This window comes from Paludibacterium purpuratum (genome assembly GCF_004363805.1).
GTDB lineage: Bacteria > Pseudomonadota > Gammaproteobacteria > Burkholderiales > Chromobacteriaceae > Paludibacterium > Paludibacterium purpuratum.
Window position 1 is genome coordinate 51,692 of record NZ_SNZP01000017.1, and the last position, 20,826, is coordinate 72,517.

Annotated in this window: 16 protein-coding genes and 1 pseudogene; 9 read left to right on the forward strand and 8 right to left on the reverse strand. The window is 55.1% G+C overall.

Annotated elements, in window-relative coordinates; translation table 11 throughout:
- Nucleotides 1–353 precede the first annotated feature (353 nt).
- The 5 genes from DFP86_RS17500 to DFP86_RS17520 form a co-directional block, all read right to left on the reverse strand.
- On the reverse strand, nucleotides 354–695 hold the full coding sequence (locus DFP86_RS17500) for a hypothetical protein (protein WP_133683687.1): 342 nt from the start codon (nucleotides 693–695) through the stop codon (nucleotides 354–356).
- Nucleotides 692–1,294 (reverse strand): glycoside hydrolase family 24 protein, encoded by a 603-nt coding sequence (locus DFP86_RS17505; protein ID WP_208108382.1) that lies wholly within the window; start codon nucleotides 1,292–1,294, stop codon nucleotides 692–694. The genes DFP86_RS17500 and DFP86_RS17505 overlap by 4 nt, the downstream gene beginning before the upstream one ends.
- On the reverse strand, nucleotides 1,287–1,820 hold the full coding sequence (locus DFP86_RS17510; RefSeq protein WP_133683689.1) for a PAAR domain-containing protein: 534 nt from the start codon (nucleotides 1,818–1,820) through the stop codon (nucleotides 1,287–1,289). The genes DFP86_RS17505 and DFP86_RS17510 overlap by 8 nt, the downstream gene beginning before the upstream one ends.
- 237 nt (nucleotides 1,821–2,057) lie before the next feature.
- The gene (locus tag DFP86_RS17515) at nucleotides 2,058–2,738 is read right to left on the reverse strand and encodes a hypothetical protein (protein ID WP_133683691.1); all 681 of its coding nucleotides are present in this window, start codon (nucleotides 2,736–2,738) and stop codon (nucleotides 2,058–2,060) included.
- An 83-nt stretch (nucleotides 2,739–2,821) separates the two neighbouring features.
- A complete protein-coding gene (locus DFP86_RS17520; protein ID WP_133683693.1) occupies nucleotides 2,822–3,502 on the reverse strand; it encodes a hypothetical protein in 681 nt (226 codons plus the stop codon).
- Between the two features lie 394 nt (nucleotides 3,503–3,896).
- Between DFP86_RS17520 and DFP86_RS17525 the strand changes: the two genes are divergently transcribed.
- Nucleotides 3,897–7,604: an SIR2 family protein gene (locus tag DFP86_RS17525; RefSeq protein WP_208108383.1), complete on the forward strand. Its 3,708-nt coding sequence runs from the start codon at nucleotides 3,897–3,899 to the stop codon at nucleotides 7,602–7,604.
- Nucleotides 7,605–7,736: 132 nt separating this feature from the next.
- Here the strand turns inward: DFP86_RS17525 and DFP86_RS17530 are convergent, their stop codons facing one another.
- Nucleotides 7,737–11,759 (reverse strand): helix-turn-helix domain-containing protein, encoded by a 4,023-nt coding sequence (locus DFP86_RS17530; protein ID WP_133683697.1) that lies wholly within the window; start codon nucleotides 11,757–11,759, stop codon nucleotides 7,737–7,739.
- 522 nt (nucleotides 11,760–12,281) lie between these two features.
- On the opposite strand from DFP86_RS17530, the gene DFP86_RS17535 reads away from it, so the two are divergent.
- From DFP86_RS17535 to DFP86_RS17560, 6 genes and pseudogenes are all read left to right on the forward strand, one after another.
- Complete coding sequence (locus DFP86_RS17535) at nucleotides 12,282–12,473, forward strand: hypothetical protein (protein ID WP_133683699.1); 192 nt, start codon at nucleotides 12,282–12,284, stop codon at nucleotides 12,471–12,473.
- Between the two features lie 267 nt (nucleotides 12,474–12,740).
- The gene (locus tag DFP86_RS17540; protein WP_243729436.1) at nucleotides 12,741–13,199 is read left to right on the forward strand and encodes a PTS sugar transporter subunit IIA; all 459 of its coding nucleotides are present in this window, start codon (nucleotides 12,741–12,743) and stop codon (nucleotides 13,197–13,199) included.
- Nucleotides 13,196–14,083, forward strand: a complete 888-nt coding sequence (locus DFP86_RS17545) for an amino acid kinase family protein (RefSeq protein WP_133683704.1) — start codon at nucleotides 13,196–13,198, stop codon at nucleotides 14,081–14,083. The genes DFP86_RS17540 and DFP86_RS17545 overlap by 4 nt, the downstream gene beginning before the upstream one ends.
- A gap of 1 nt (nucleotide 14,084) precedes the next feature.
- Nucleotides 14,085–14,660: a GNAT family N-acetyltransferase gene (locus tag DFP86_RS17550; RefSeq protein ID WP_133683706.1), complete on the forward strand. Its 576-nt coding sequence runs from the start codon at nucleotides 14,085–14,087 to the stop codon at nucleotides 14,658–14,660.
- A 118-nt stretch (nucleotides 14,661–14,778) separates the two neighbouring features.
- Nucleotides 14,779–14,916 (forward strand): annotated as a pseudogene (locus DFP86_RS17555) (IS3 family transposase); the annotation flags it as partial.
- 44 nt (nucleotides 14,917–14,960) lie between these two features.
- Nucleotides 14,961–16,826 (forward strand): AI-2E family transporter, encoded by a 1,866-nt coding sequence (locus DFP86_RS17560; protein ID WP_166642325.1) that lies wholly within the window; start codon nucleotides 14,961–14,963, stop codon nucleotides 16,824–16,826.
- A 102-nt stretch (nucleotides 16,827–16,928) separates the two neighbouring features.
- Here DFP86_RS17560 and DFP86_RS17565 read toward each other — a convergent pair whose 3' ends face one another.
- The gene (locus DFP86_RS17565) at nucleotides 16,929–17,582 is read right to left on the reverse strand and encodes a hypothetical protein (RefSeq protein WP_133683713.1); all 654 of its coding nucleotides are present in this window, start codon (nucleotides 17,580–17,582) and stop codon (nucleotides 16,929–16,931) included.
- A gap of 386 nt (nucleotides 17,583–17,968) precedes the next feature.
- Nucleotides 17,969–18,142 (reverse strand): hypothetical protein, encoded by a 174-nt coding sequence (locus DFP86_RS19390; protein WP_166642326.1) that lies wholly within the window; start codon nucleotides 18,140–18,142, stop codon nucleotides 17,969–17,971.
- 272 nt (nucleotides 18,143–18,414) lie between these two features.
- On the opposite strand from DFP86_RS19390, the gene DFP86_RS17570 reads away from it, so the two are divergent.
- Nucleotides 18,415–20,052 (forward strand): NRAMP family divalent metal transporter, encoded by a 1,638-nt coding sequence (locus DFP86_RS17570; protein WP_133683715.1) that lies wholly within the window; start codon nucleotides 18,415–18,417, stop codon nucleotides 20,050–20,052.
- Between the two features lie 51 nt (nucleotides 20,053–20,103).
- Nucleotides 20,104–20,820: an MgtC/SapB family protein gene (locus DFP86_RS17575; protein ID WP_133683717.1), complete on the forward strand. Its 717-nt coding sequence runs from the start codon at nucleotides 20,104–20,106 to the stop codon at nucleotides 20,818–20,820.
- The last annotated feature ends 6 nt before the right edge of the window (nucleotides 20,821–20,826 follow it).

The window sequence follows — 20,826 nt, forward strand, 5'->3', positions numbered from 1 at the left end:
CGATGAGTGGAACCGACTAGAAAGGAAAATAATGTGGCTTGGAACTTCCAACCTATAACCAAAGCATGTAGCCCGACTCAAATGGGCCGCCTCTGCGATGGTCTCACCTTATTAATTTCCTAACTTAGTCAGAGGCTTATCTCACTAGGTGAGGTGGCATTTTACAGTAAACGCTTGGACACGTCCAGTTGGCGGGCGGTGCGGTTTTGCACCGCCTGTTCTGCATGGCTTCTTTGGTTTGTAGGCCTGCATTTCTGGCTGCACGACTCAATGCCATCATACATGCCCTTTCTGACCTTCCCCCCAGCGGCAAGGTCACTTCGCCTTACCCTTCTGTCCAATGCAGCCTAACCCTACTGGCACTGATTGTTCCAATCACTGACAACCATGTCCTTTAGCTCCTCACCCTTCACGAACACCGACAGACATTGGCCTTTCTTGTCTTTGTACTGGAGGATGCAGACGCCAATATCCATGGCGCAAGAGTAGACCTCCTTATACCCGGCACGGTACAGCATCTTGTCCACACCTATCAAAGTGCTCGGATCCATATTTTTGAAGGGCTTCCAACCATGCGCTAGCACCGTTTTTCGTGCTGGCTTGAATGGCTGGTCTTTCTTGAGGAAGGAATCGGCCTGATCAGCGGCATAGACCGAAATACTCGCCATCATTAGCAGGGCTAGAATTAGTCTCATTTAATAGTCCCCCCGTTTGAAGTGTAGTAACCGGCAAAATCTTCATATTTGGCATAGGGCTGTTTGTATCGTCCTGGCTTGCCTTTGCCTTGGGGGAGTGCGGCCCATCGACCGGAGCAACGGCTCAAAGCTGTTTCCAGATCACCATCCACAATCGCCTCAATAGCCTTCTGCGCTCTGAAAATTTCTACTGCAATCAAATCTTGCGTGTGCGGAGAGAAGTCTGTCAGCCCCATCCGTCCGCCCATATCGCGCCACGTTACGAGGTTGATTTGGTACATGCCCGCCGCACTGGTCTTGCCATCGTAGCCGGGACCAGGGTGCTTAGAGTAATCGCTAAAACGCCACTTGTCGTTCTTCTTGCCTTTGATCGCACCATACATGAAATCGTATCCACCACCTTCGGCTTGGGCGATTGCTTTTAGGAATGCGGCCACGTTGGAATTAGCCAAATACGCCTCGTTCTGCGCTTTGCGAACAGCCTTTTTGTCTACCTTGATAACCTTGGCTTTGTTGTCGGCGCTGGGCGTGGTGGTCTTCTCTGCAACTTTGATCAACGGCGTGCCAGACTCGCTGGTCAGTGTGGCGGTATCAGTCATCGAAATCTCCGATATGGATGGCCACGATTTCAGCGGCTTTGTGGTCGTCAATCATATGCGTATGGCCGCTGCCATCGGTTTTGCCGCTTTCTTTGCTGCCATCGGCACGGAAGATCGTGTACTCGGCATTGGCCAGAGGCAGATCATCTTCATCACGTAGCTGGAATTTGTCGTTGAACATCGAATCGGGGCGACTCAACATACGCTTTGAGGCGCTTTGCGCTGTAGCACTCGACGCGGTACCGCCACTGCCCGCCGAGTCGTCCACTGTCGCCTCGCCCTGGGAGGCGATCAGCTGCGCGCCACATGAGGTATACATGCCTTCCAGCGCGACGTTTTTACCGAAGTAGGTGAAGTTTTCCGCGCCGCCTACAATCACAAAAGGCCTCTTGCACAAGGGACAAAAGCCGTGATGGCCGATGCCAGCAGCTTTCTTGCCATATACAGTTAGAGTTTCAAAACCTTCTACAACTTGGCCTCCGTGTGATGTGAGATCACCGACCCGAATAATGGCACGTTTAGCCATGAAGTCACCTGCAGTTAACAGCAAACTTATAATTTTAGCTTATTCATTGTTTAGCAGTCACTGTCAAATGGTTGAGGTCGGCTATTTTCAGAAGCCTCCTTCTGGGCGCGACATTATGCTAAGACTTGCCTCCATGTGTCGAAGGCGAAATCATGGCGCAACAGGCTCCTGAAGATTGTTTTTGAGCACGATAACCAACCCCGTAAGGAGTACGGATGGAATAGAGGGAGATCAGGATTAACCCGCGCCGCTATCCGCAGAGAACAAGAACGGAAATTCTGCCTGGCAACTGCCTTGCAAGCGCTCGTAGAGATCGGCAACTTGTTCCGGCTCCGCTTCAGCATGCGTAGCAAGGGATAAATAGTAATTCTCTCCCTGATGCTTACCATAGATGATCCATTCACCGGTGAGCCCTTGTCCGCGCGGTTCACCGGGGGGCATCTCATGGATCGTTGCACTTTCACCCTGTCTGGTGCGGTGGCGGTAACCATCGATGACCATGCGATGGGCTAGCACACCGGGCCAAACATCAGGATTCTCTCCGCATTGTGTGGCCACCTCGTTGATAAGGGAGTGAAGCCAGCGGGCCCCCTGTTTGCCCGTGATGTTTTGGCGGAGGTTTCTGGCGATATCGCTTGGCGTTGAATAGTGGGCATGCCAGAGCGGAAACAGAGGTGCATGCTTGAACTGCGTGCTGGCCACTACACAAGAAGATACGCACAGGCCCTCCAAAAAATCGAGTTGGTCAACCACCCAATCGAAATAGTCGCGCTCGACCTTCATCTGCGCCAGCTGCAATGCCAGGGCCAAACTGATTCGCTGGCTATACGCCCGCCCTGGCAAAAGATTTTGCTTTATTGTTGAGAGCTGGCCGAGGGTAAGGCTCAGGTGACACAATTCACCCGGACTTTCGCTCATTGCTATCTTCTCTTTTGCAACTTTGAATGGCGCCGGCGGGCCTGCTCGCGATCCAAATGGATTTCCAAATGGATTTATTGATACTACTCTCGGGCTTTCACCCGCTCCCATTCTGCCTTTAACACTGGCTGAAAAGCTTGTACCAGATTATTGCAGGCGGGAAGCACGTTGATGTCGCCATCACGGGCACAGTCAAGAGCGCGATCCAGCAGTCGTTCCAGTTCACCATAATTCGGCTCCGCGGGATTCAGCAAAAGCTTGATCTTGGCGCGAACCCGTTCAGCCTCCGCCACTAATTGGTTTTGAGTCAACGCATGTTGCTGCGTCTCTTGCAATACGTAACTACTGTCTACATGTTGACGGAGTGCGGGCTCCCTACCTAGCTTCAGTTGATGCAAGTCCCACAGTCGTTTCAGACACCCGATGTACTCCGCTAGGCTATCCCGTAATGTATCTATCCATGCTTGGCGGCTCGCAGCGCGCTGCCCTGCATTGGCCTGCTCACGCAATTCCTCGGCATGCTTACGGTTACTACGGTCAGTAAGCCAAGCACCAGCCAACACCACTAGCACCGTGGCCAACGCCCCCACGAACAGGCTGCCGATTGCGAACCAGTCGGTGGGGCTTGTCGCCCTGACCTGTATTGTTGGCAGCTGAGATATCGCTACGGTATGAGAATTAGCGTTGAGCAGTGATGGGGCTAGCTGAATCTGCAACGTGCACTGCTTTGCAACGGAAACAGCAGGAGAAGTGGCATGCTGCATGAACATATCCAAAAGTATAATCATACAACATAATAATGCCCGTTTAAATTTCAAGACGGTGCTTTACTTATCCAGCTTTTTCCCCGGTAGTCGAAGATTATCCCTGCCGCAAGTTTGCTACACATGGAAAGTTACGCAGCGCATTATTTGTATGCGTCTGATGACAATATAAGCGTTGCCATTATCATTAACATTCCTCGCCAAGACTCTTGTATATCCACTTGCCGTGCAGGAACTAGGCTAGAGTCGATAGGCGCTGCATCCGAATCAATGGTAAATTGAGTTCATGAGATTCCATCCAAATGGCCCATCCATACCAGACGTCCTCCTTGAGCGCTGTGATGCGGGGCGCGTAGTGTTTTTGTGTGGAGCAGGGGTCTCGGTGCCATCTGGCATGCCGAACTTTGTCGACCTTACTCAGTACGTCATTGAGTTCTTTGATCCACCTGTCGACTCAGAAATCATGGCTGCGTTTCAGCCATGGTTGGTTGATCAATCTGATCAATCTGCTGTGAAAACCCCTCTCGACCAAATCTTCAACCTCCTCCATCTTGAATATGGCAAGGATGAAGTGAACGCTCTTGTCACTAAGCGGCTGAGCGAGTCCCTAGAAACCAAAGATTCTGGACGTGAGCACGCTCTAATTAAGAGGATTTCTTCGAGTCAGAACGGCGTGCCGCAAATTGTAACCACGAACTTTGACAGATTGTTCGAGGCCGAACAGAAGGGTAAGAGCCTGGCCCGGCACGAACCTCCGGCTTTCCCCGATCTGAACTTCGGGTCGACGATAGAAGGAATCACGTATCTACACGGGCGGTTGGTGGATATAGGTTCTGAAAGCCATCCCTATGTGCTCAGCAGCGCGGATTTTGGACGTGCCTATCTCTCTGAAGGATGGGCAACCAATTTCATCCGGCACCTCCTCGAACAATATACTGTCGTTTTGGTTGGCTATCAGGCGGAAGATCCGCCAATAAAATACCTTCTTCAGGGCCTCAACCATGATGGTCAGTATGACCGGTCTAGACTCTATGCTTTTGACCGTGGACTTCCTGAGGATATTGAGGCCAAGTGGCGTGACCGAGGCGTTACTGCCATCGCCTATTCCAATCATCCGGATCTATGGACGAGCTTGGAAGCTTGGGCTGGTCGAGCCGATGATCCCCGTGGGTGGCGAGCATCCATAATTGCTAAAAGTCAGCAAGATCCGAAGAACCTGACTCCTCATGAGCGGGGCCAAGTTGCTCATGTCCTTCGCACTGTACAGGGGGCAAGATTATTCGCGGATACAGATCCTGCACCTCACCCGGAGTGGGTGTGCGTGATGGATGCAAGTGTCCGATCCGCCAACCAATGCCGCAGCCATGGCGATAATGCTGAAGTTTTCGATCCTAGAGCAGCGTATGGGCTGGATGATGACTTGAGGGATATCTCTGAGGATGAACGCAGGCAGGGGGTCTGTAACGACAATCTCCTGGTTTGGCGTAATGAAGATGATAACCCCCACGATTTTCATCGTATGGGTGGGCGACATCTAGACGGTTTTGAAACGATCCCGAAAAGGCTTGGGCACCTCATTGCTTGGGTCAGGAAGTCCATCGCTAGTCCAGTACTCGCTTGGTGGGCCATTCGGCAAAACGAGCTTCATCCAAGATTGTTGCATGAAATTGATTGGCAATTAGAGCAAGAGAAAGGTCTTCATGAGCGCGCGCGCCACACGTGGCGCCTGATTCTTGAATGCCATAGAGATCCGCGCAATCGTCAGTGGAGGGGCGAGTGGTTCGACTTGAAGGGCCGGGTCGATGCCGAAGGTTGGACATCCAGCACTCTGCGTGAATTCAGCCGGGCAGTGATGCCCCGAGTCAGTATCAGGCCACCACTTGGCCTAGGGGAGGCCAAACCCCCTTCATCAACTTGGGAAAATGTACGTCCCAGTGACCTTGGACAGTTTGCGGTCCAGTTCCTTGAGATGTATGACGAGGATCTTGAAGTTCCTGATGAGATATTACCAAAGGTATTTGGCATTCTGCAGGAACAGCTGATCATCACCTCTGATCTCCTTGCGGATATTCAGCCAGCCTCCATTCAGATACCAACTTGCTACCCGAACCGTGAAGTCAACGGCAGAGAGCTCATTACAAAAGGCGCAGAGGTCATCACATGGTTTGTCAGGCTTTTTGATCGAATGGCTGCCAAATGGCCCATACTGGCGAACGCATACGCAACGACCTGGCCTCTGACTGACCGATTCTTTTTCCGAAAGCTCAAGTTGTATGCATACAGCAAAGTAAACGTCTTCCATGCTGATCATGTTGCTGAAGGACTTTTATCCTTAGATCAGGAGACTTTCTGGGACAGCGATGTGATCCGAGAGCTTCTTTTTCTACTCGGGGACCGATGGGGGGAGTTCTCTCCGGAGAGTAGGGCGCAACTCTCTGAACGTATCTTGGCGGGCCCTGATCAGTTTTCCTACTGGCCTGACGAGGAGTTCTCAAGGCTACGAGATAAACTCGCTGCCAAATATGCCCGGTATCTCGAACTACAAGATTGCGAACTGACGGCGGCCACCCATGAACGGCTTGTCGAGATTATTGGAAACATACCTGGATGGCGCGATGACTGGGCGACCTCAGTGGTTGTTGAAGAGGGGTCACACATGGGGGTGGTCGGCACGGACGAAACACCTGATGCGATTTTGAACCTTCCCATAAACGCGGTAATTCCCCGTGCCAAGGAAGACCTTAAGTGGGACTTTGATAGTTTCACCGAGAAACGCCCCTTCACGGGCTTGGTGAAAACAAATCCGCGAAAGGCGCTGTCTGCGCTGACGATAGCAGGACGGGCTGACGACTACCCTGTAGTGTTCTGGTCGTCCTTGATTGAGGCTCTCCCCTTAGATATCCGCCCGAGGCTCAGACGGGCTTTCCTGAACCGAGTAGCACGGCTCCCTCATGCGGTTATCGCCCAATTACGCCATCCCTTGGGTCGGTGGCTCCGAGATCACTTGGCTGCGGTTCTTGAGTTTGATGATGATCTCGGTTGGGCTGTCTATGATCACACCGTCGATGGCATCCTGAGCGGAGGTGCTGATGCCACGAAAAGTGCTTTGGGCGAAGTTCACCAAGGAGGGAAAGTCATTCCACGATCGCGGCGTACATTCGGTTATGCGGTCAACGGCCCTGTCGGCATGTGCGCAGAAGCCCTTTTCCATGCGGTCTCCGGCGTAAAGCCGGAAGCTAGCTCACTGATCCCGGATCACATCAAGTCTCGCGTCGAGCGCCTATTTACTGCGCCAGGAGAAGGAGCCGACCATGCGGTATCGATAACGACGAGCAAGCTGAACTGGCTCATGTACGTTGATCCCATCTGGACTGAAGAACGTCTTATTCCCATGTTGGCGTTTGGGCATCCAGCTGCAGAACCAGCGTGGAATGGGTTCCTTTACAGCGGCCGAGCGCCTTGGACTCCATTAGCCGAGATCCTCAAACCGCTCATGCTTGACCTCTACCCGTGGATTGAAGGTTTTTCTTGGGAACGCGACTTCTCAAGCCAAGCTGCTCAGTGGCTAGGCGTCATGAGGGTATTTTATTCGGGCGTGAGCAGTCTTTCTCGAAGTGAAATGCGTTCGGCTTTGCGTGCAATGTCTGACGACACCCGGAGCCAGTTCATTTTTTGGTTGGGTCGGGTTGGACAGCAAAAGGAGAATAGCTGGGTAAATCATGTCATCCCCTTAATTGCCGATGATTGGCCGAGAGAACGCAGATACCGAACCTCTGCATCAGTAAAGGCATGGATTGGCCTACTTGATGACACGGGTGATGCCTTCCCCTACGTCTATGAGGCAGTGAAGAGGTTCTTGGTGCCGGTGGAGACAGATGAGCATCCCTTCTACCGATTCACCCAAGAGATAAGTGGAGAAAGACCGATTACCACTCGATTCCCCGAAACGACACTAGATCTGGTGAACATAGTGACGCCGCTGGTTCTTACACGGCCGCCATACGAGTTACCGCAGATACTCACATTGATCGCAGAAACCGAACCGAGGTTGACATCAGATCCACGCTATTTGCGCCTCATCGATCTCGTCGAACGAAGCTAGGTCGAGTATCGGCTTCATGACCAAAAAGCAAGAGTATGTTTTCACCATACGGCAAAGGAATGTTTCCGAGGACGCCTCAATTGTGGCCATGTCCTGAGATGAGTATTCATTAGGAGTACTCTTTTCAATTCATTACCAGTCCCCTTGTTCGGCTCGGAGATCCGCTCGGGTTGCACTATCGTCGTAGCTTGCCGCTATTCTCTCAAGACAAGCAGCCATTCGTGGCCAATCGTTGCGTAGCACCTCGGCATCATGACGGTAGCGCGCAGCAAGGGCCCGTTCCTGCATGCCGCCATCATGGGGCATTCGGACAGTTACCCCACGACGGCTGTAGACTCCTCTTTCAAAGCCTACTTCAAGGTCTCGACTACGGAAAAGTTCAATCACGTCACGTACAGGTGTTGGGGGCCAAGGTTGATTAGGCTCACTCTTGGCCGCTGATAAGGCTTCACCAATTTGTTTGTCGCCAATGCTGCGGCGACCCGCCTCTGTAAGGAGTTCTCTTGCGCGAGTAATCCAAGCCTTCAAGGCGACTGGGTCAATGATGCCTTGATCATCCTCTCCAGGTACGCATGCCCAGTCGCGTATGACACTGTACGCTTGATGTAGTATATCGGGATTGTGAGGCTCCTCCTCGGCGATGCTGCTGGCTTCGGTCGGTAGATAGATTAGTTTGATTAGTTGGACAAAGAACTCAGGTTCTTGCGCCAGTGCTCGATGTAACGTTTGGGTGCCTCGTTGAGAGAAGCAAAGTGCTGGATAGTACATCCACTCCAGCTGTACAAGGCTATGCCTGTCAACTGTGTTGTCCTTGGCAAGGTAATCCAAAATCAGGGCTACATAATGGCTGAGCATGGTCGTATCGGTATTGTCGCGGCTCTGCCCCGAGCGTGCAGCTTCTTGCATACATCGAATGACCAGAGCACTATCTGGCTTCATTTGGAGGTGCATTCCCAACCAGCTTATCGCTTCATGGCTACGTTTTGCTGCCACCAGATGCTCGACCACGTAAGCTGGTTCGGCCCCTGTCGATGCCAGAAATAGAGGCAATGTTTCCCAGTAGGTCTTGCTAAGGTTAGCTGAGCGAGCGTCAATTTCTGACCAAGTCGACGTGTTCAGCGGTAGAGCTTGTACAATCCAGTTTTCTGCGCTTTCCCCCCAGCTTTCCGCTATGGCTTGTGCCCAGCAGGTACGCACCCATGTGTCCCCTTCAGATCCCGCCGCGACTTTTAGCCCATAGAAAATACCCAGCCCGAGCTCTAGTTCAACAGCACCGCCGGCCGACAGTCCTCGCTTTATCAGCGCGAGTTTTGTCGCTTCTGGTTGGGATGATGTTGCAATGGCTATTCCAAGGGCACGTGGTGCTGCGATTGTTGTGGCAAAGGAAAATAACTGGTCGGACGAATAGTCTGCTAAGAGTGTTTCTATCGCTTGACGCCGTTGTTCTGCCAACTCAGATTGTTGTGCCTCCCAGTCGATATTGGGCCTCAACTTGTTAACGCTATTGGAAAATAGCCAGCGAACCTGTTCTTCTACGTTTTCGGGCGGTAGCAACTCCATAACTTCATCGAGCTGCTTTAGATCCTCTTCGGGTAAGGCCCACTCTGTATCTTGATAATCTCGGTGATGTTGCAAATATGTTCGCAGCTTGTTTCGCCACATCTCAATTTCAGTGGCGTCAGTGAGCATGAGAGCGGTGTCCTTAAGCTGTTCGATAGCTTTCGATCGCCACTGCGGGTCAAAATTTGGCCATAAGTCCAAAATCGAGTGCCAGCGTGCCGTACTGTTGCCCACTTGCCCCAAAAGTAGTTCGCCAATCGCCTTCGCTGCTACCGCTGCAGTTTGCCATGTGACCACCTCCTCTTCATCGGGAGCGAAGTCGAGCCAATTTGGCATCGCAGAAGGTTCTGATGTGTCGTAAGAGCGTGGCGCCAATCCTAGAAGTAAATTCCAGCCTATCGTTGGGAATTGGTGTACGAGGGAGGCTATCACCTTCAAGCGCTGAGCCGGAGTTGCATAGGTCTGAGGCGACCAGCTAACAAAGATTCGTCGTAGCGACGCGGCTGGGCGATTGCCCAATTTTCCCCCTGGATCTATCTCAGCCAGCCTTGCAAGTAATGAGGTCGATTGGTATAGATAGTCTGGACTTCGCGCTAGCATTTCCAATGCCCACAGGAGGTTCGCTAGGTATTCCGTCGGGCATAAGGCGCCCTCGTCGCTACGGAACAGCGGCATGATCGTGGCATTGCTCTCGAGAGCAATGTCTAGTGCATCCAGGAATGCAGTTGGAGAGGCTTCGGCAAGATTCCTGAAGTCTCCCGATAGTGACCACCAAAGCGAGCCATCGGCACTGTCAAGCAATGTATGGATGGCATCGTATGCATGTTGTTCAATATTGCAAATGAGTTTGGCGCATGTAGGGAGCGTGGCCATTGCAATCATGGCTTCAGTAATCCCGCGTCGGAGTGCGCCAGAAATCTCTTCTCCAAATTCCCCCGGGGCTTCGTAAAAAATACTCTTAGGCTTTTGTGTAAACCGCGGGTTGATCGTGCTCATGACGTCATGGAATGCTTTTTTGAATCGAGTTAGCTGGCTTGGCGTGAGTTGGCCTCCAATTTGAAGCCAAAGATCGCGTAGTGAAACGACTTTCCAGATCATGCCTGACCGCACGAGTGGGCCGCCCATGGTTGCGGCCAGAGGAGCCAAAGCCTCTTCGATTTGCTCATAGGAGCGAGAGGCTAGATCGCTAAGAATTTTTCGATCTTTTTCTGAATCCTCACGCCATGATCCAGCGAGCATTGCCGCGATAAGTTCGGACGACGGCTGTTCTGCCCATTTGGGTCGGTAATTCGGGGCGGCAGGCATCAAACGACGCAGTATAGTGATGCTACGCCCTGATGCGCGTGCCAAGCGATGAGCGTCGTCTTCGGGTAGGCCTGCTCCCATGAGCGCATTTTGCAGATCGGATCGCCAAGGTTTGGGAAGAGATAGTAGGTTGCCGTTAAGATCGTGTGCATTTGGCCCATGTGCTGTGAGGACACGATGCCCATCCTCAACCAATCGTTGAGCTAGTCCGGGCTCTGGATCGATCAGTACTATGATCAAGGGGGTTCCCAAGCCAATGAGTGCACGTGCCGTGTCAGCGTTGTCTGCAACGACACATTGGCTCAAGTAGTGGAGACGGTAGTTTTCGGGGAAATGGCAGAGAGAGGAATAGAAAAAGGCGATGGCCTCATCAGGGGCCTCTGCTTGCAAGGATATTACTTCTGACGTCGATGAGCGCAGCCACTTTGATATAGCGGCTTGTGTCTGATCGCGATTAGTTAGGAGGATATCGTGGGTCAGTGGAGGGCGTGTCGCCCGTGTCCATTCTGACCAGAACTCTTCTAGATTCCGCAACCCCTGTGGCCGTCGGCCGATTTTTGTCGCCAGCCACAGGGCAACTGCAGGACACATCTCGAGCCAATGCACGAGATCATCCCCATCAATGGCACGCACATCAAGCCAGGGGCTCTCCTTACGTTTGGCCGATACCCATGCATCTTTGCCGGTGAATCGCTGGGGGGTGACAAACACAAACGTGGTTTGCGCTTGATCTTTGCCGAGTGGGTCAGCAGTGCGTTTCGCAAAATCACCATTGGCCTTGGTTGTGATCTTTGTTCGCTGGGTTCCAATCTCCCATGCCGACTCTCCTTCAGGGACAAAACTAGTCCCATCCGGAGAAGTACAGGCACCATCCAAGCCGGCATATTGGACACTTTCATCTGATGGAAACCGTACCTTGGCGGCAGGGCCAACGGTTGCAAAAATCAGACGCCGAATCAGTTCAGGCATACTGCTCTGCCCCTCGCGCTGCTCGCACCACTGGGATAAATGTGTGGCATTGATCCAGCGCATTAATGCCCCTGGTCGCGCTAGGGGCTGGAGTGACAGCATGTCCTTCTCGACAACCCCTCCCGCGACGAATTTCAACCCTTGAGCTTCTAGGGCTTCGCGGATTGCATGCGCATTTTGGTGTATTGATGTGTGCTGGCCACGCTCAAGGTCAGCCACTGTTGAGGTGGCGAGGTGTGCATGGGCGGCTAATTCTTGTTGTGACCAAGCAAGTAGTGCTCTTGCTGCTTTGGTTTGTGCAGGGGTTAGCTGATCGCTCATCACCGTCCTCATATTTTGAATATGACATTAAGGTAATGATACGGTTTGGAAATACTTTTGACGATTGTTAAATATCTGCTGTGCGCTCGATAGGTTGTATCTGGCGTAGATGGCGTGAGTGCCGACTGTTGGTGGTCAAGGGGCTAGGGTGCGACTTAGAGGGGGGCGGCGTAGGAAACGGGGTATGCCAGCAGCGACAAATGCGCTTGATTCCTAAGCGATATGAAGGTTTTTCCGATAACGCGGCCATGCCGTTGACGCTAGGATGCTCGGATCCTATCGTCCGCTCGTCGTGCACCTGCACGAGGGGTTTAGCAGCCCAACGACACGTACACAATCGCAGCACTGCCGTCAGGCGGTGCGTGCACGTCTGGCAAGGCTTTTCTATGGCGGGCCAGGCGGGGGACACCTTCGGGTGTGCCGGTTGGTGTACGTGTCCGGTCTGCTAACCCCGCCTCGGCCCGCCCCCCCATCTAGCAGAAAGAGGGCGGGAACAATACACGTACACAAGGAATACCTGCCATGATGAACGCCGCTATTTCCCCCTCCCAAGCGCTGCAAAACGATCTGCGCGATGTCAGGCGCAATCTCAACGTGCTAATTCGGCAACTGAACAGCCCTGCCAACGGCTACACCCCGGCGACTGTCGCTGTGCTCATGGTGGCGATGGGGCAGAAGCTGACGCTGCTCAGCCACGTCGTGAAGAACGGATGACAACTTATTTTCGTGCCACCTAGGCGGCCTCGGCCGCCTTTTTTGTGCGCGAACTTCGCGCGCGCCAGATCAGTAGGGGGCAACTGGGGGGGGCTCGGCGCCGCCGTAGAACCCCTGGCTGCCGGCCTGCGCAGGCTCGACGATTTTCTGGGGCAGACCGGATGGCGCCGAACTTTTATGCGATCTTTACGTGGTGTTGCTTAGCATGAGATCGCCGGCCACAGGTCGGAGGACTCGACTGCTCTCCAGAAGGATACCCTTGCCATGATGAACACTTTGGTTCGACCTTGCGATGTCGAACACATATTGTTGGACGTAGACATACAAGACCGTAGGCAGCTATTTGAAACAGTTGGGCGATTTTTGAGCCCGCAGCGGCAAGACGCGGCGTCGGCGATCGCCCGTCAGCTCGACGAGCGCGAGACGCTCGGCTCGACCGGGTTGGGACAGGGGGTGGCCATCCCGCACGCGCGTTTACGCGACCTGGCGACGCCCATTGCTGTGTTGGTGCGTACGGCGTTGCCGATTGCTTTTGGTGCGCCGGACGATAAGCTGGTCGATCTGTTTTTTATCCTGCTGGTACCAGAACAGGCAACTCAAGAGCATCTGCAGCGCTTGGCGGATGCGGCGCGGATATTGTGCGAGCGTCGCGTGCGCGATGGGTTGCGGACCAGTGTTTCCATTGCCGACGTGCATGCGGTCATGCGCGATGGGGGGCAGTCATGATGAGCAAAGTTTCAGGCAGTACGCCGACGCGGCAGGCCCTGCTGTTGCGCGAGTCCTTGCCGTTCGTGCAGGCATTGCATGGGCAGACTGTGGTGATCGGCTTTTTAGGTGATGCATTATTCGATGTGCCGACGCGTGTGCGTTGGATGCAGGACATTGCCCTGTTGGCGCTGCTGGGGGCGCGGCCATTGCTGGTTCATGGTGCTCCGCGTATGCGCGTTGGCGAGCAAGAGTCGCCGGCGGCGATGCGTGCCGCGATGTCCGAAGTCAACTTTGACCTGGTGCGTCTCCTCAACCGCGAAGGGGTGCGCGCGGTGGGGCTCACCGGGCAGGATGCGCGCTGGGCGCAGGCATCGGAGCAGGCGTCGCAGGGGCTGCGCGAATCCGACATGTCTTTGATGACGTTGTTGCAAACCAGCGGCATGATTCCCGCTCTGATGGCGTGCGCGCCGGATGCCAATGGCCATTTGCACCCCTTGCCGCCCGAACGGTTTGCCGCCCAAGTGGCGCTACGGCTTTGCGCGCGCTCGCTGGTGTTGGTGAGCGAGGGCGATCTGCTGCAGCAGGCGGGCGTTCAACCGGGCATCATCGACCGCCGTGCACTGTCCGCTTGGTTGGCCGTGCATGAGCGGGATGCACTGGAGCCGGAGGTGTGCGCGGCCAGGGATGCCGTGGATCTTGGGGTGTCGACCGTGCATTTGGTCGATGCCGCCGAATGCGGCGGGCTGATCTCCGAACTGATGACCAATGAAGGCGTGGGAACGGTGCTATGCCGGCGTGGCCGCGATCAAATGTTGAACGACACCGCGCGCTATTTTGCCCGCTCGGATAGTGTCATTCGGCCGAATTTCGTGGCCGAACATAAGTGGGTGGTTCGGTTTTAGCATGGCACGCGATAACCCTCCCTCGGATCGGCGCGGTGCCCGCGCCATTCTCTATCGGCCATGGCAGGCAGGCGATTCGCCGCAGGTGCTTACCGACCTGTTGCACCGTGCCTTTGCCGATCTGGCGCGGTGCGGTATCCATTGCGCCAGCGGGAACCAGCCATCGAGCGAGACGTTGGCACGGATCGCTCGCGGGTGGAGCTTTGTCGCCGTCGACGCGGGGCGTATCGTCGGAACAATCACGGTGTATCCCTGCGAGCAGGGCAGCGGTAGCCGGGTTTATCGCGATGGCCGGGTCGCCAGCGTGCATCAGTTCGCCGTCGATCCCGGCTATCAGGGACAAGGGGTGGGCGATGCGCTGCTGCGCCTGGCCGAATGTGCCGCCAAACAAGCCGGTTTTTCCATTTTGGCGCTCGATACACCCAAGCGGGCCGATAAGCTGCGCGCCTTCTATCTGCACATGGGGTTTCGCATTGCCGAATCGATGCGTTTCAAAGGGCGTCGTTATATCAGTCTGGTGCTGGAGAAGCCACTGTTTTCGACGGCGAGTATTCTGCCCGCGACTGCCTGGTTGTGAGCGGTGATTGACTGAATAGTAGTAAGTCTCTCTTTATCTGATGTCCGTCCATCCCAGTGGGTATTACGCCTAGTGAGCTGCGCCGCATTCCGCGCGCAGGATGCTGGCGTGCATGGATCGCGAGCCGGTTCGGTGTCATGCGTTCGATTACATTGAAATATTTTACAACCCGAAACGCCGTCATGGTTATGCTGGCGGGGTTTCTCCGGTAGAGTTCGAACGGCAATATTTCAATCGGCAAGAAACGGTCTGCTGATGCCGGGGCGATTCATTCGCCGCAACGGATACAAAGGAGAATGTGTGTTTCGCCCGCAAGTCAATCGCTCTTCCCCTCAGTTTGCCAGCCATATGATCGATGCTGGTGCCGTGATCACGTTGTTATATGCGGGCCGTCGTGTTTTGGTGCCGATTGCCATGGCGATCATGCTCAGTTTTTTGATCGCGCCATTGGTGCGTGCCCTACGCCGTCTGGGCATTGGCCAAGGTATTTCTGTCTGCCTCGCCGTTCTCGCCTTTTCATTGAGTCTATTGATCTTGGGCGCCCAATTGGGAGAACAGTTGGTGCACTTGGGGAGCGAAATTCCCCAGTACCAAGCAACTATCCATGACAAGATCTCCCAATTGAATCAACTGACATTGGGGCAACTGAACGATCTGACAAAACGGACCGATCAACTGTTTGGCGATATCAATCGTGCTCAGGCATCTGTAAATCCGCCCTCGACCGCCGTCCAGGGAGCCCGCAATGTCGTCGCGCCAATGACTGTAGAGCTACAGACGCCCAAGCCAGGACCGATTCAACTTTTACTGAATATTGCTGGTCAGCTGTCGAGTATGCTTGAGACGGTCAGTGTCGTGATGATTGTGTTGATCTTTGTCCTGCTTGAACAAGATACGCTGGGTGACCGATTCATTCGATTGACCGGCCCCGGTAGTTTGCGGGTGACGACTGCGGCAGTCAGCGATGCGGCGCAACGGTTATCTCATTACTTTGTGTCACAGTTTGCGGTCAATCTGGCCGTCGGCATTATCATCGGCCTTGGTTTGAAGTGGATTGGCGTTCCGCAGGCCTTTTTATGGGGGGCGATGTCTGCGTTGCTTCGCTTTGTTCCTTATATCGGGATGTGGATCGCCTGTTTGTGCGCTTCGCTATTGGCCGCAGCCATTTCTCCCGGGTGGTTGCTTGCTGTTCAATGCATTGCGGTATTCCTGGTAACTGAACTGATTGTTTCCCAGTTTCTGGAACCACATCTCTATGGACATAGCACCGGGCTGTCGGCGTTGTCGGTGGTGCTTTCCGCCATCTTCTGGAGTGCATTGTGGGGGCCTGCCGGATTGGTTTTATCGACACCATTAACCCTGTGCATGGTCGTGGCAGGCAGGTATTTGCCAGCTTTGCGTTTTCTGGACATCTTGTTTGGAGATGCGCCGTCACTGGATTTGCCGGAACGGTTTTATCAGCGAGTGCTCCGTGGCGATACCCATGGGCTTATCTTTCAGGCTAGGCAATTTCTTCGCAAGCACACGCTTGGCACCTATTGTGACAAAGTCCTGATCCCTGCCATGTTTCTGGCCAAAGCCGATTTCGATCAACGTGACATAACGGCGGATGAACGCCGCAAGGTAAATCGTGCGATTATCTCCTTGCTTGGGGCGCTGGAAGGGCGCAAGTTGCATTGGAGAGGCGCTGCTGTGCTGGATGGTGAACCTATTGCCAGGTCCTGGCGCCGTCTCAGTGAAAGTGGGCGTGGTCAAAGGCAAGGAACAAAATCGGTGGTGGCTGTGATTGCCGCAGACGGAGAGCCTGATGAGTTGGCTGCTGAAATTTTGTTGCTTGCTCTGAGAGCGCAACATTTGGATGCCCGCCGGCTTTCTCTGCGAGAACTATCGTCTGCTTCCGATATCAAGGAGCAAGGCGCCACCATTGCGTTGGTGTGGCTGGTGCGAATGGGGGGGAACCCTGGTGATTCAGTATTAAGTTCGATTCGCCAACAGTTACCTTTGGAGATTTCCGCCCAGCGAGTCAGATCCCTGCACCTCCTGTCCCCTTATGGCATGGATGATGAACATTCCCTTCGTGATACGAGCGCTTCTGAGGTTTTCCATCAATACCAGACCGCGATCAAATTCAGCACTGCTTTTGTTTTGGATTCCGAGTCGCACTAGGTTTCCTATCTTGCAATCAACGGATTAAGAAATCATTCGTGTCGAAGACAGAAAAACCGGGCATAGGCCCGGTTTTTTTATCGCCGCATATCGAGGCGCCCGTCACGCATCGCGCGGAATGCGTCGTTCCACGAACTCGGCGGGGTCGCCGGCATCTCGCGTGACGAAGGTGGCCGGGATGAAGAATGGTTTCCCGGTGGCCACGTTGGTGCCGTGAATGGTGACGGTCATGCCGACGTGCAGCGGGTTGATGCGTTCGCCGCCGGCCACCGATACCGACCACGAGCCGCCGGGGAGCAGGCCGGCAAAGGTGGCAATGCCCTTGCCGCATTCGATCAGCGGCAGGATCAACGGCTCATTCGGCGGGATGTAGGCGTTGACCGAAACATCCGATAGATGGACTTGATACGCGATGTCGCTGCCCACGGCCGCTTCGGTTTCCATTACGCGGCCACCGAGGGTCACGGTACGGCCGAATTGCGGGGTGGGGCCGCCTTTCAAGCAGGTAAGCCAAGTGGTGGTGAACTCCTGGCCGTCCGCGTTCTTACAGATGGCGTAGTATTTGACGCCGGCGTGCGGCCCGCCGTTTTGGGTTTCGCCCGAGGTGAGGTCGAGGTTGTAAAACACGCTTCTTCCGAGTGTGCCCACCGAATAGGTGCCGGCGCCGCTGACAAAGACCGGCGGCACGACGATGGGGGCATCCGGGATGTACGGAAAGACACGAACCTGGGTGACCGGGCTGGGGATAGGGACCATGGTTTTCTCCTGTCGAAATGCGTTATTTAGGAAACGCCAGCTAAATTTAGGAAAAAAAATAGGCTTCCCTACTGAGCGAAAGGCCAGGATTGGCATGCTGGCATTTGGGCAAATCGCATTGGGTGCAAAAGAACCTGGTGCTAGGAACAAGGTGTTGTGGTTGACGATGGCATTTTTCGCGACTAGAATCGCCGCCAAGTTAATTACATGGGCGACTGCCTTGGACTGTCAGAGTTGTAACACTTACGGATTCAACAAATAAGCTAGGCAAGACCCGCGTTTCCATCCGCCGCCGTCTTGCTTGAGCAAACGGTGCGTGTCCTTCGGTTTCATCTTTGTGGTACACCTCCAAATCCGAATCGTCGAAGCCTTCGTGCTGCGTGCGTTCATGGCATGCGTTCGAAAACGTCGCGATGTTGTGTGCGGCATTCCTTGCACGGCCCAGTCATGACGACCACGACCTTGTCGTAATAATACAGGCTCTCCGGATGGCACCCCTCGCGGGTATCCGCTCGGACAATCGAGCCGCTGATTTTGAGAAAGGCAGACCATGGAACCATCACCTAGTCGTGCGGTCATGCTGATCGGAATGGCGCCGCCAGGCAGATAGGCAATCGCTTGATCCTGCCTCGATTCCTCGTTTTACCGACATTCCCTCCAGCGTGACCTCCCTCGGGAACGCCGACCCCTCGGGTCCGGTCTTCCTCGCTCCGTTTTTCTTTTGCCCGTGTTGTGCGCTCTCGTGCATCGACACGCCAGAGCAACGCCGTTCATGCGTTAAGCGCAGGCAATAGAAAGACGCTCCGATAGCAGTTTGTGTAAGGGAAGTCTCATGTCCGAAAACAAAAACATTCAGGCCGCTGTGCTCGACAGCGCCCATATCGGCGATATTCGCGGTGCGTTTGGCACCATTCGCCACAACGACACCGCCAAGCGTACCGGGTGGTTCGCACGGCTTAGAACGCTGTTGGCGATTATCGGCCCGGGGCTGATCGTCATGGTCGGCGATAACGATGCCGGCGCTTTTAGCACCTATGGCCAGACCGGCCAAAACTACGGCACGGCATTGTTGTGGACCTTGGCCATGCTGATTCCGGTGTTGTATGTCAGCCAGGAAATGGTGCTGCGGCTGGGCGCGATCACCGGCGTTGGGCATGCGCGCCTGATTCTGGAACGCTTCGGCAAATTCTGGGGCGCCTTCAGCGCGATCGACCTGCTCTTGCTCAATGCGCTGACCATCGTCACCGAGTTCATCGGCATCAGCCTGGGGATGGAATTCCTCGGTGTGCCCAAGGTCATGGGGGTCTTGTTATCGGCGGTGTTCATCATGGCGGCGGCCAGTACCGGCGACTTCCGCCGCTTCGAGCGTGTCTCGATGTTGCTGGTGATCGGTAGTCTGATCCTGGTGCCGATCCTGGTGATGGTGCATCCGCCGATGTCGCAAGTGGCGCACGATTTTGTGACGCCGCAGATGCCGGCGGGCGCCAAGCTGACCGATGTGATGCTGTTGATCATCGGCATTGTCGGCACCACTGTGGCGCCATGGCAGTTGTTCTTCCAGCAGAGCTACGTCATCGATAAGCGCATTACGCCGCGTTTCATCAAATACGGCCGTGCCGATCTACTGCTGGGCATCGTGTTGGTGATCGTCGGCGCCGTGGCCATGATCTCCTTTACCGCGCAGATCTTTGCCGGCCACCCCGAGTTCGGCAATTTCCAGGATGCGGGCGCCATCTGCGCCGGCTTCGCCAAATACTATGGCCGCCTGCCGGGCGTGCTGTTCGCCATTGCCCTGATCGACGCCTCCATCATCGGCGCCATGGCGGTCTCGCTGTCCACTGCCTATGCGCTGGGCGATGTACTGAGCCTGAAGCACTCGCTGCATCGCAAGCCGACCGACGCGCCGGGCTTTTATGCGATGTACTGCGGCCTGATCGCCGTGGCGGCGGCTCTGGTGCTGATCCCCGGTGTGCCGCTGGGACTGTTGACCAATGCGGTGCAAACGTTGGCCGGCGTGTTGCTGCCAAGCGCCGTGGTGTTCTTGCTGATCCTGTGCAACGACAAGGAAGTGCTGGGGCCGTGGGTCAATACGCGCACGACCAATGTGATGGCGGCCGTCATCGTGGCGGCGTTGGTGGTGCTGTCGGTCATCCTGACCGCCTCGGTCGCGTTCCCGGATATTTCGAGCGAAACGATCGTCGGTATTTTGATCGGCGGCGGGTTGATTTCGTTGATTTGCGCGATCGTCGTCAATGTACTGCGCGCCCGCGAAGCGGCCGATAGGGGCGGCGACGAGCAGAGCGATCGCCAGATCAGCCAGAAAGCCCTGTACGAATTCCGTATGGCGCCGTTGGCCAAGCTCAAGCCGATGACCCTGTCTTCGGGCAACAAGCTGTGGATGTCCATCTTGCGGATCTACCTGCTGGTGGCGATGGGGATGGTGATTTATTCGGTGATTCACGCAATCTGATTCAAGCGCCCCCGGGTCTAGGCCCGGGGCGTGCCGCCATGGGAGTCTGCCATGCAAACCTTATTCAATTTCAGTCTTTCGCCTTTTCTGCACTCGGCGCTAGCCTTGGTGACGGCCTTCGTTTTCGGGTCGAGCATCGGCTATGAGCGCCAGGTGCGCCAGCGTACCGCCGGCTTGCGGACCAATGCGCTGGTGGCGGTGGGGGCGGCGGCCTTTGTCGATATGGCGTTGCGCCTGACCGGCGCCGACGGCGCGGTGCGCGTCGTTTCGTATGTGGTGTCCGGCGTCGGCTTTCTCGGTGCCGGAACCATCATGAAGGATGGTCTCAATGTGCGCGGCCTGAACACGGCCGCCACCTTGTGGGGGTCGGCCGCGGCCGGTGCCTGCGCCGGCGCGGGGTTGTACGATTCCGCTTTGCTGGCGACGCTGGCCGTCCTGTCGGCCAATACGCTGTTGCGCCCGGTGGTGGATTCGATCAACCGCAAACCGCTGCACGACCGGGACAGCGAAGTCACCTATCAGCTGTGCGTCATCACCACCAGCAACGAGCAGCAATTGGCGCGCGCCATGGTGGAAGAATTGCTGGAGCAGGCGCAATACCCGGTGGGCGACCTGGATGTCGATCCCTTCGGCGACGACGACGTCGAACTGACCGCCACTTTGCTATGTACATCGGCGGATTCGGCCGAGCTGGATCGCATCGCCGAGCGATTGTCGGCCAAAGCCTATATCAAACAAGCCTTCTGGAATCCAAGCACCACCGAGTAGCGACGG

What these genes read in the sequence shown, in the direction of transcription:
- DFP86_RS17550 (WP_133683706.1), top strand. Translation starts at nt 14,085, where the DNA reads ATGGCACGCGATAACCCTCCCTCGGATCGGCGCGGTGCCCGCGCCATT.
- DFP86_RS17535 (WP_133683699.1), top strand. Translation starts at nt 12,282, where the DNA reads ATGATGAACGCCGCTATTTCCCCCTCCCAAGCGCTGCAAAACGATCTG.
- DFP86_RS17500 (WP_133683687.1), bottom strand. Translation starts at nt 695, where the DNA reads ATGAGACTAATTCTAGCCCTGCTAATGATGGCGAGTATTTCGGTCTAT.
- DFP86_RS17540 (WP_243729436.1), top strand. Translation starts at nt 12,741, where the DNA reads ATGAACACTTTGGTTCGACCTTGCGATGTCGAACACATATTGTTGGAC.
- DFP86_RS17525 (WP_208108383.1), top strand. Translation starts at nt 3,897, where the DNA reads ATGCCGAACTTTGTCGACCTTACTCAGTACGTCATTGAGTTCTTTGAT.
- DFP86_RS17575 (WP_133683717.1), top strand. Translation starts at nt 20,104, where the DNA reads ATGCAAACCTTATTCAATTTCAGTCTTTCGCCTTTTCTGCACTCGGCG.
- DFP86_RS19390 (WP_166642326.1), bottom strand. Translation starts at nt 18,142, where the DNA reads ATGGTTCCATGGTCTGCCTTTCTCAAAATCAGCGGCTCGATTGTCCGA.
- DFP86_RS17565 (WP_133683713.1), bottom strand. Translation starts at nt 17,582, where the DNA reads ATGGTCCCTATCCCCAGCCCGGTCACCCAGGTTCGTGTCTTTCCGTAC.
- DFP86_RS17510 (WP_133683689.1), bottom strand. Translation starts at nt 1,820, where the DNA reads ATGGCTAAACGTGCCATTATTCGGGTCGGTGATCTCACATCACACGGA.
- DFP86_RS17545 (WP_133683704.1), top strand. Translation starts at nt 13,196, where the DNA reads ATGATGAGCAAAGTTTCAGGCAGTACGCCGACGCGGCAGGCCCTGCTG.
- DFP86_RS17530 (WP_133683697.1), bottom strand. Translation starts at nt 11,759, where the DNA reads ATGAGCGATCAGCTAACCCCTGCACAAACCAAAGCAGCAAGAGCACTA.
- DFP86_RS17515 (WP_133683691.1), bottom strand. Translation starts at nt 2,738, where the DNA reads ATGAGCGAAAGTCCGGGTGAATTGTGTCACCTGAGCCTTACCCTCGGC.
- DFP86_RS17505 (WP_208108382.1), bottom strand. Translation starts at nt 1,294, where the DNA reads ATGACTGATACCGCCACACTGACCAGCGAGTCTGGCACGCCGTTGATC.
- DFP86_RS17570 (WP_133683715.1), top strand. Translation starts at nt 18,415, where the DNA reads ATGTCCGAAAACAAAAACATTCAGGCCGCTGTGCTCGACAGCGCCCAT.
- DFP86_RS17520 (WP_133683693.1), bottom strand. Translation starts at nt 3,502, where the DNA reads ATGCAGCATGCCACTTCTCCTGCTGTTTCCGTTGCAAAGCAGTGCACG.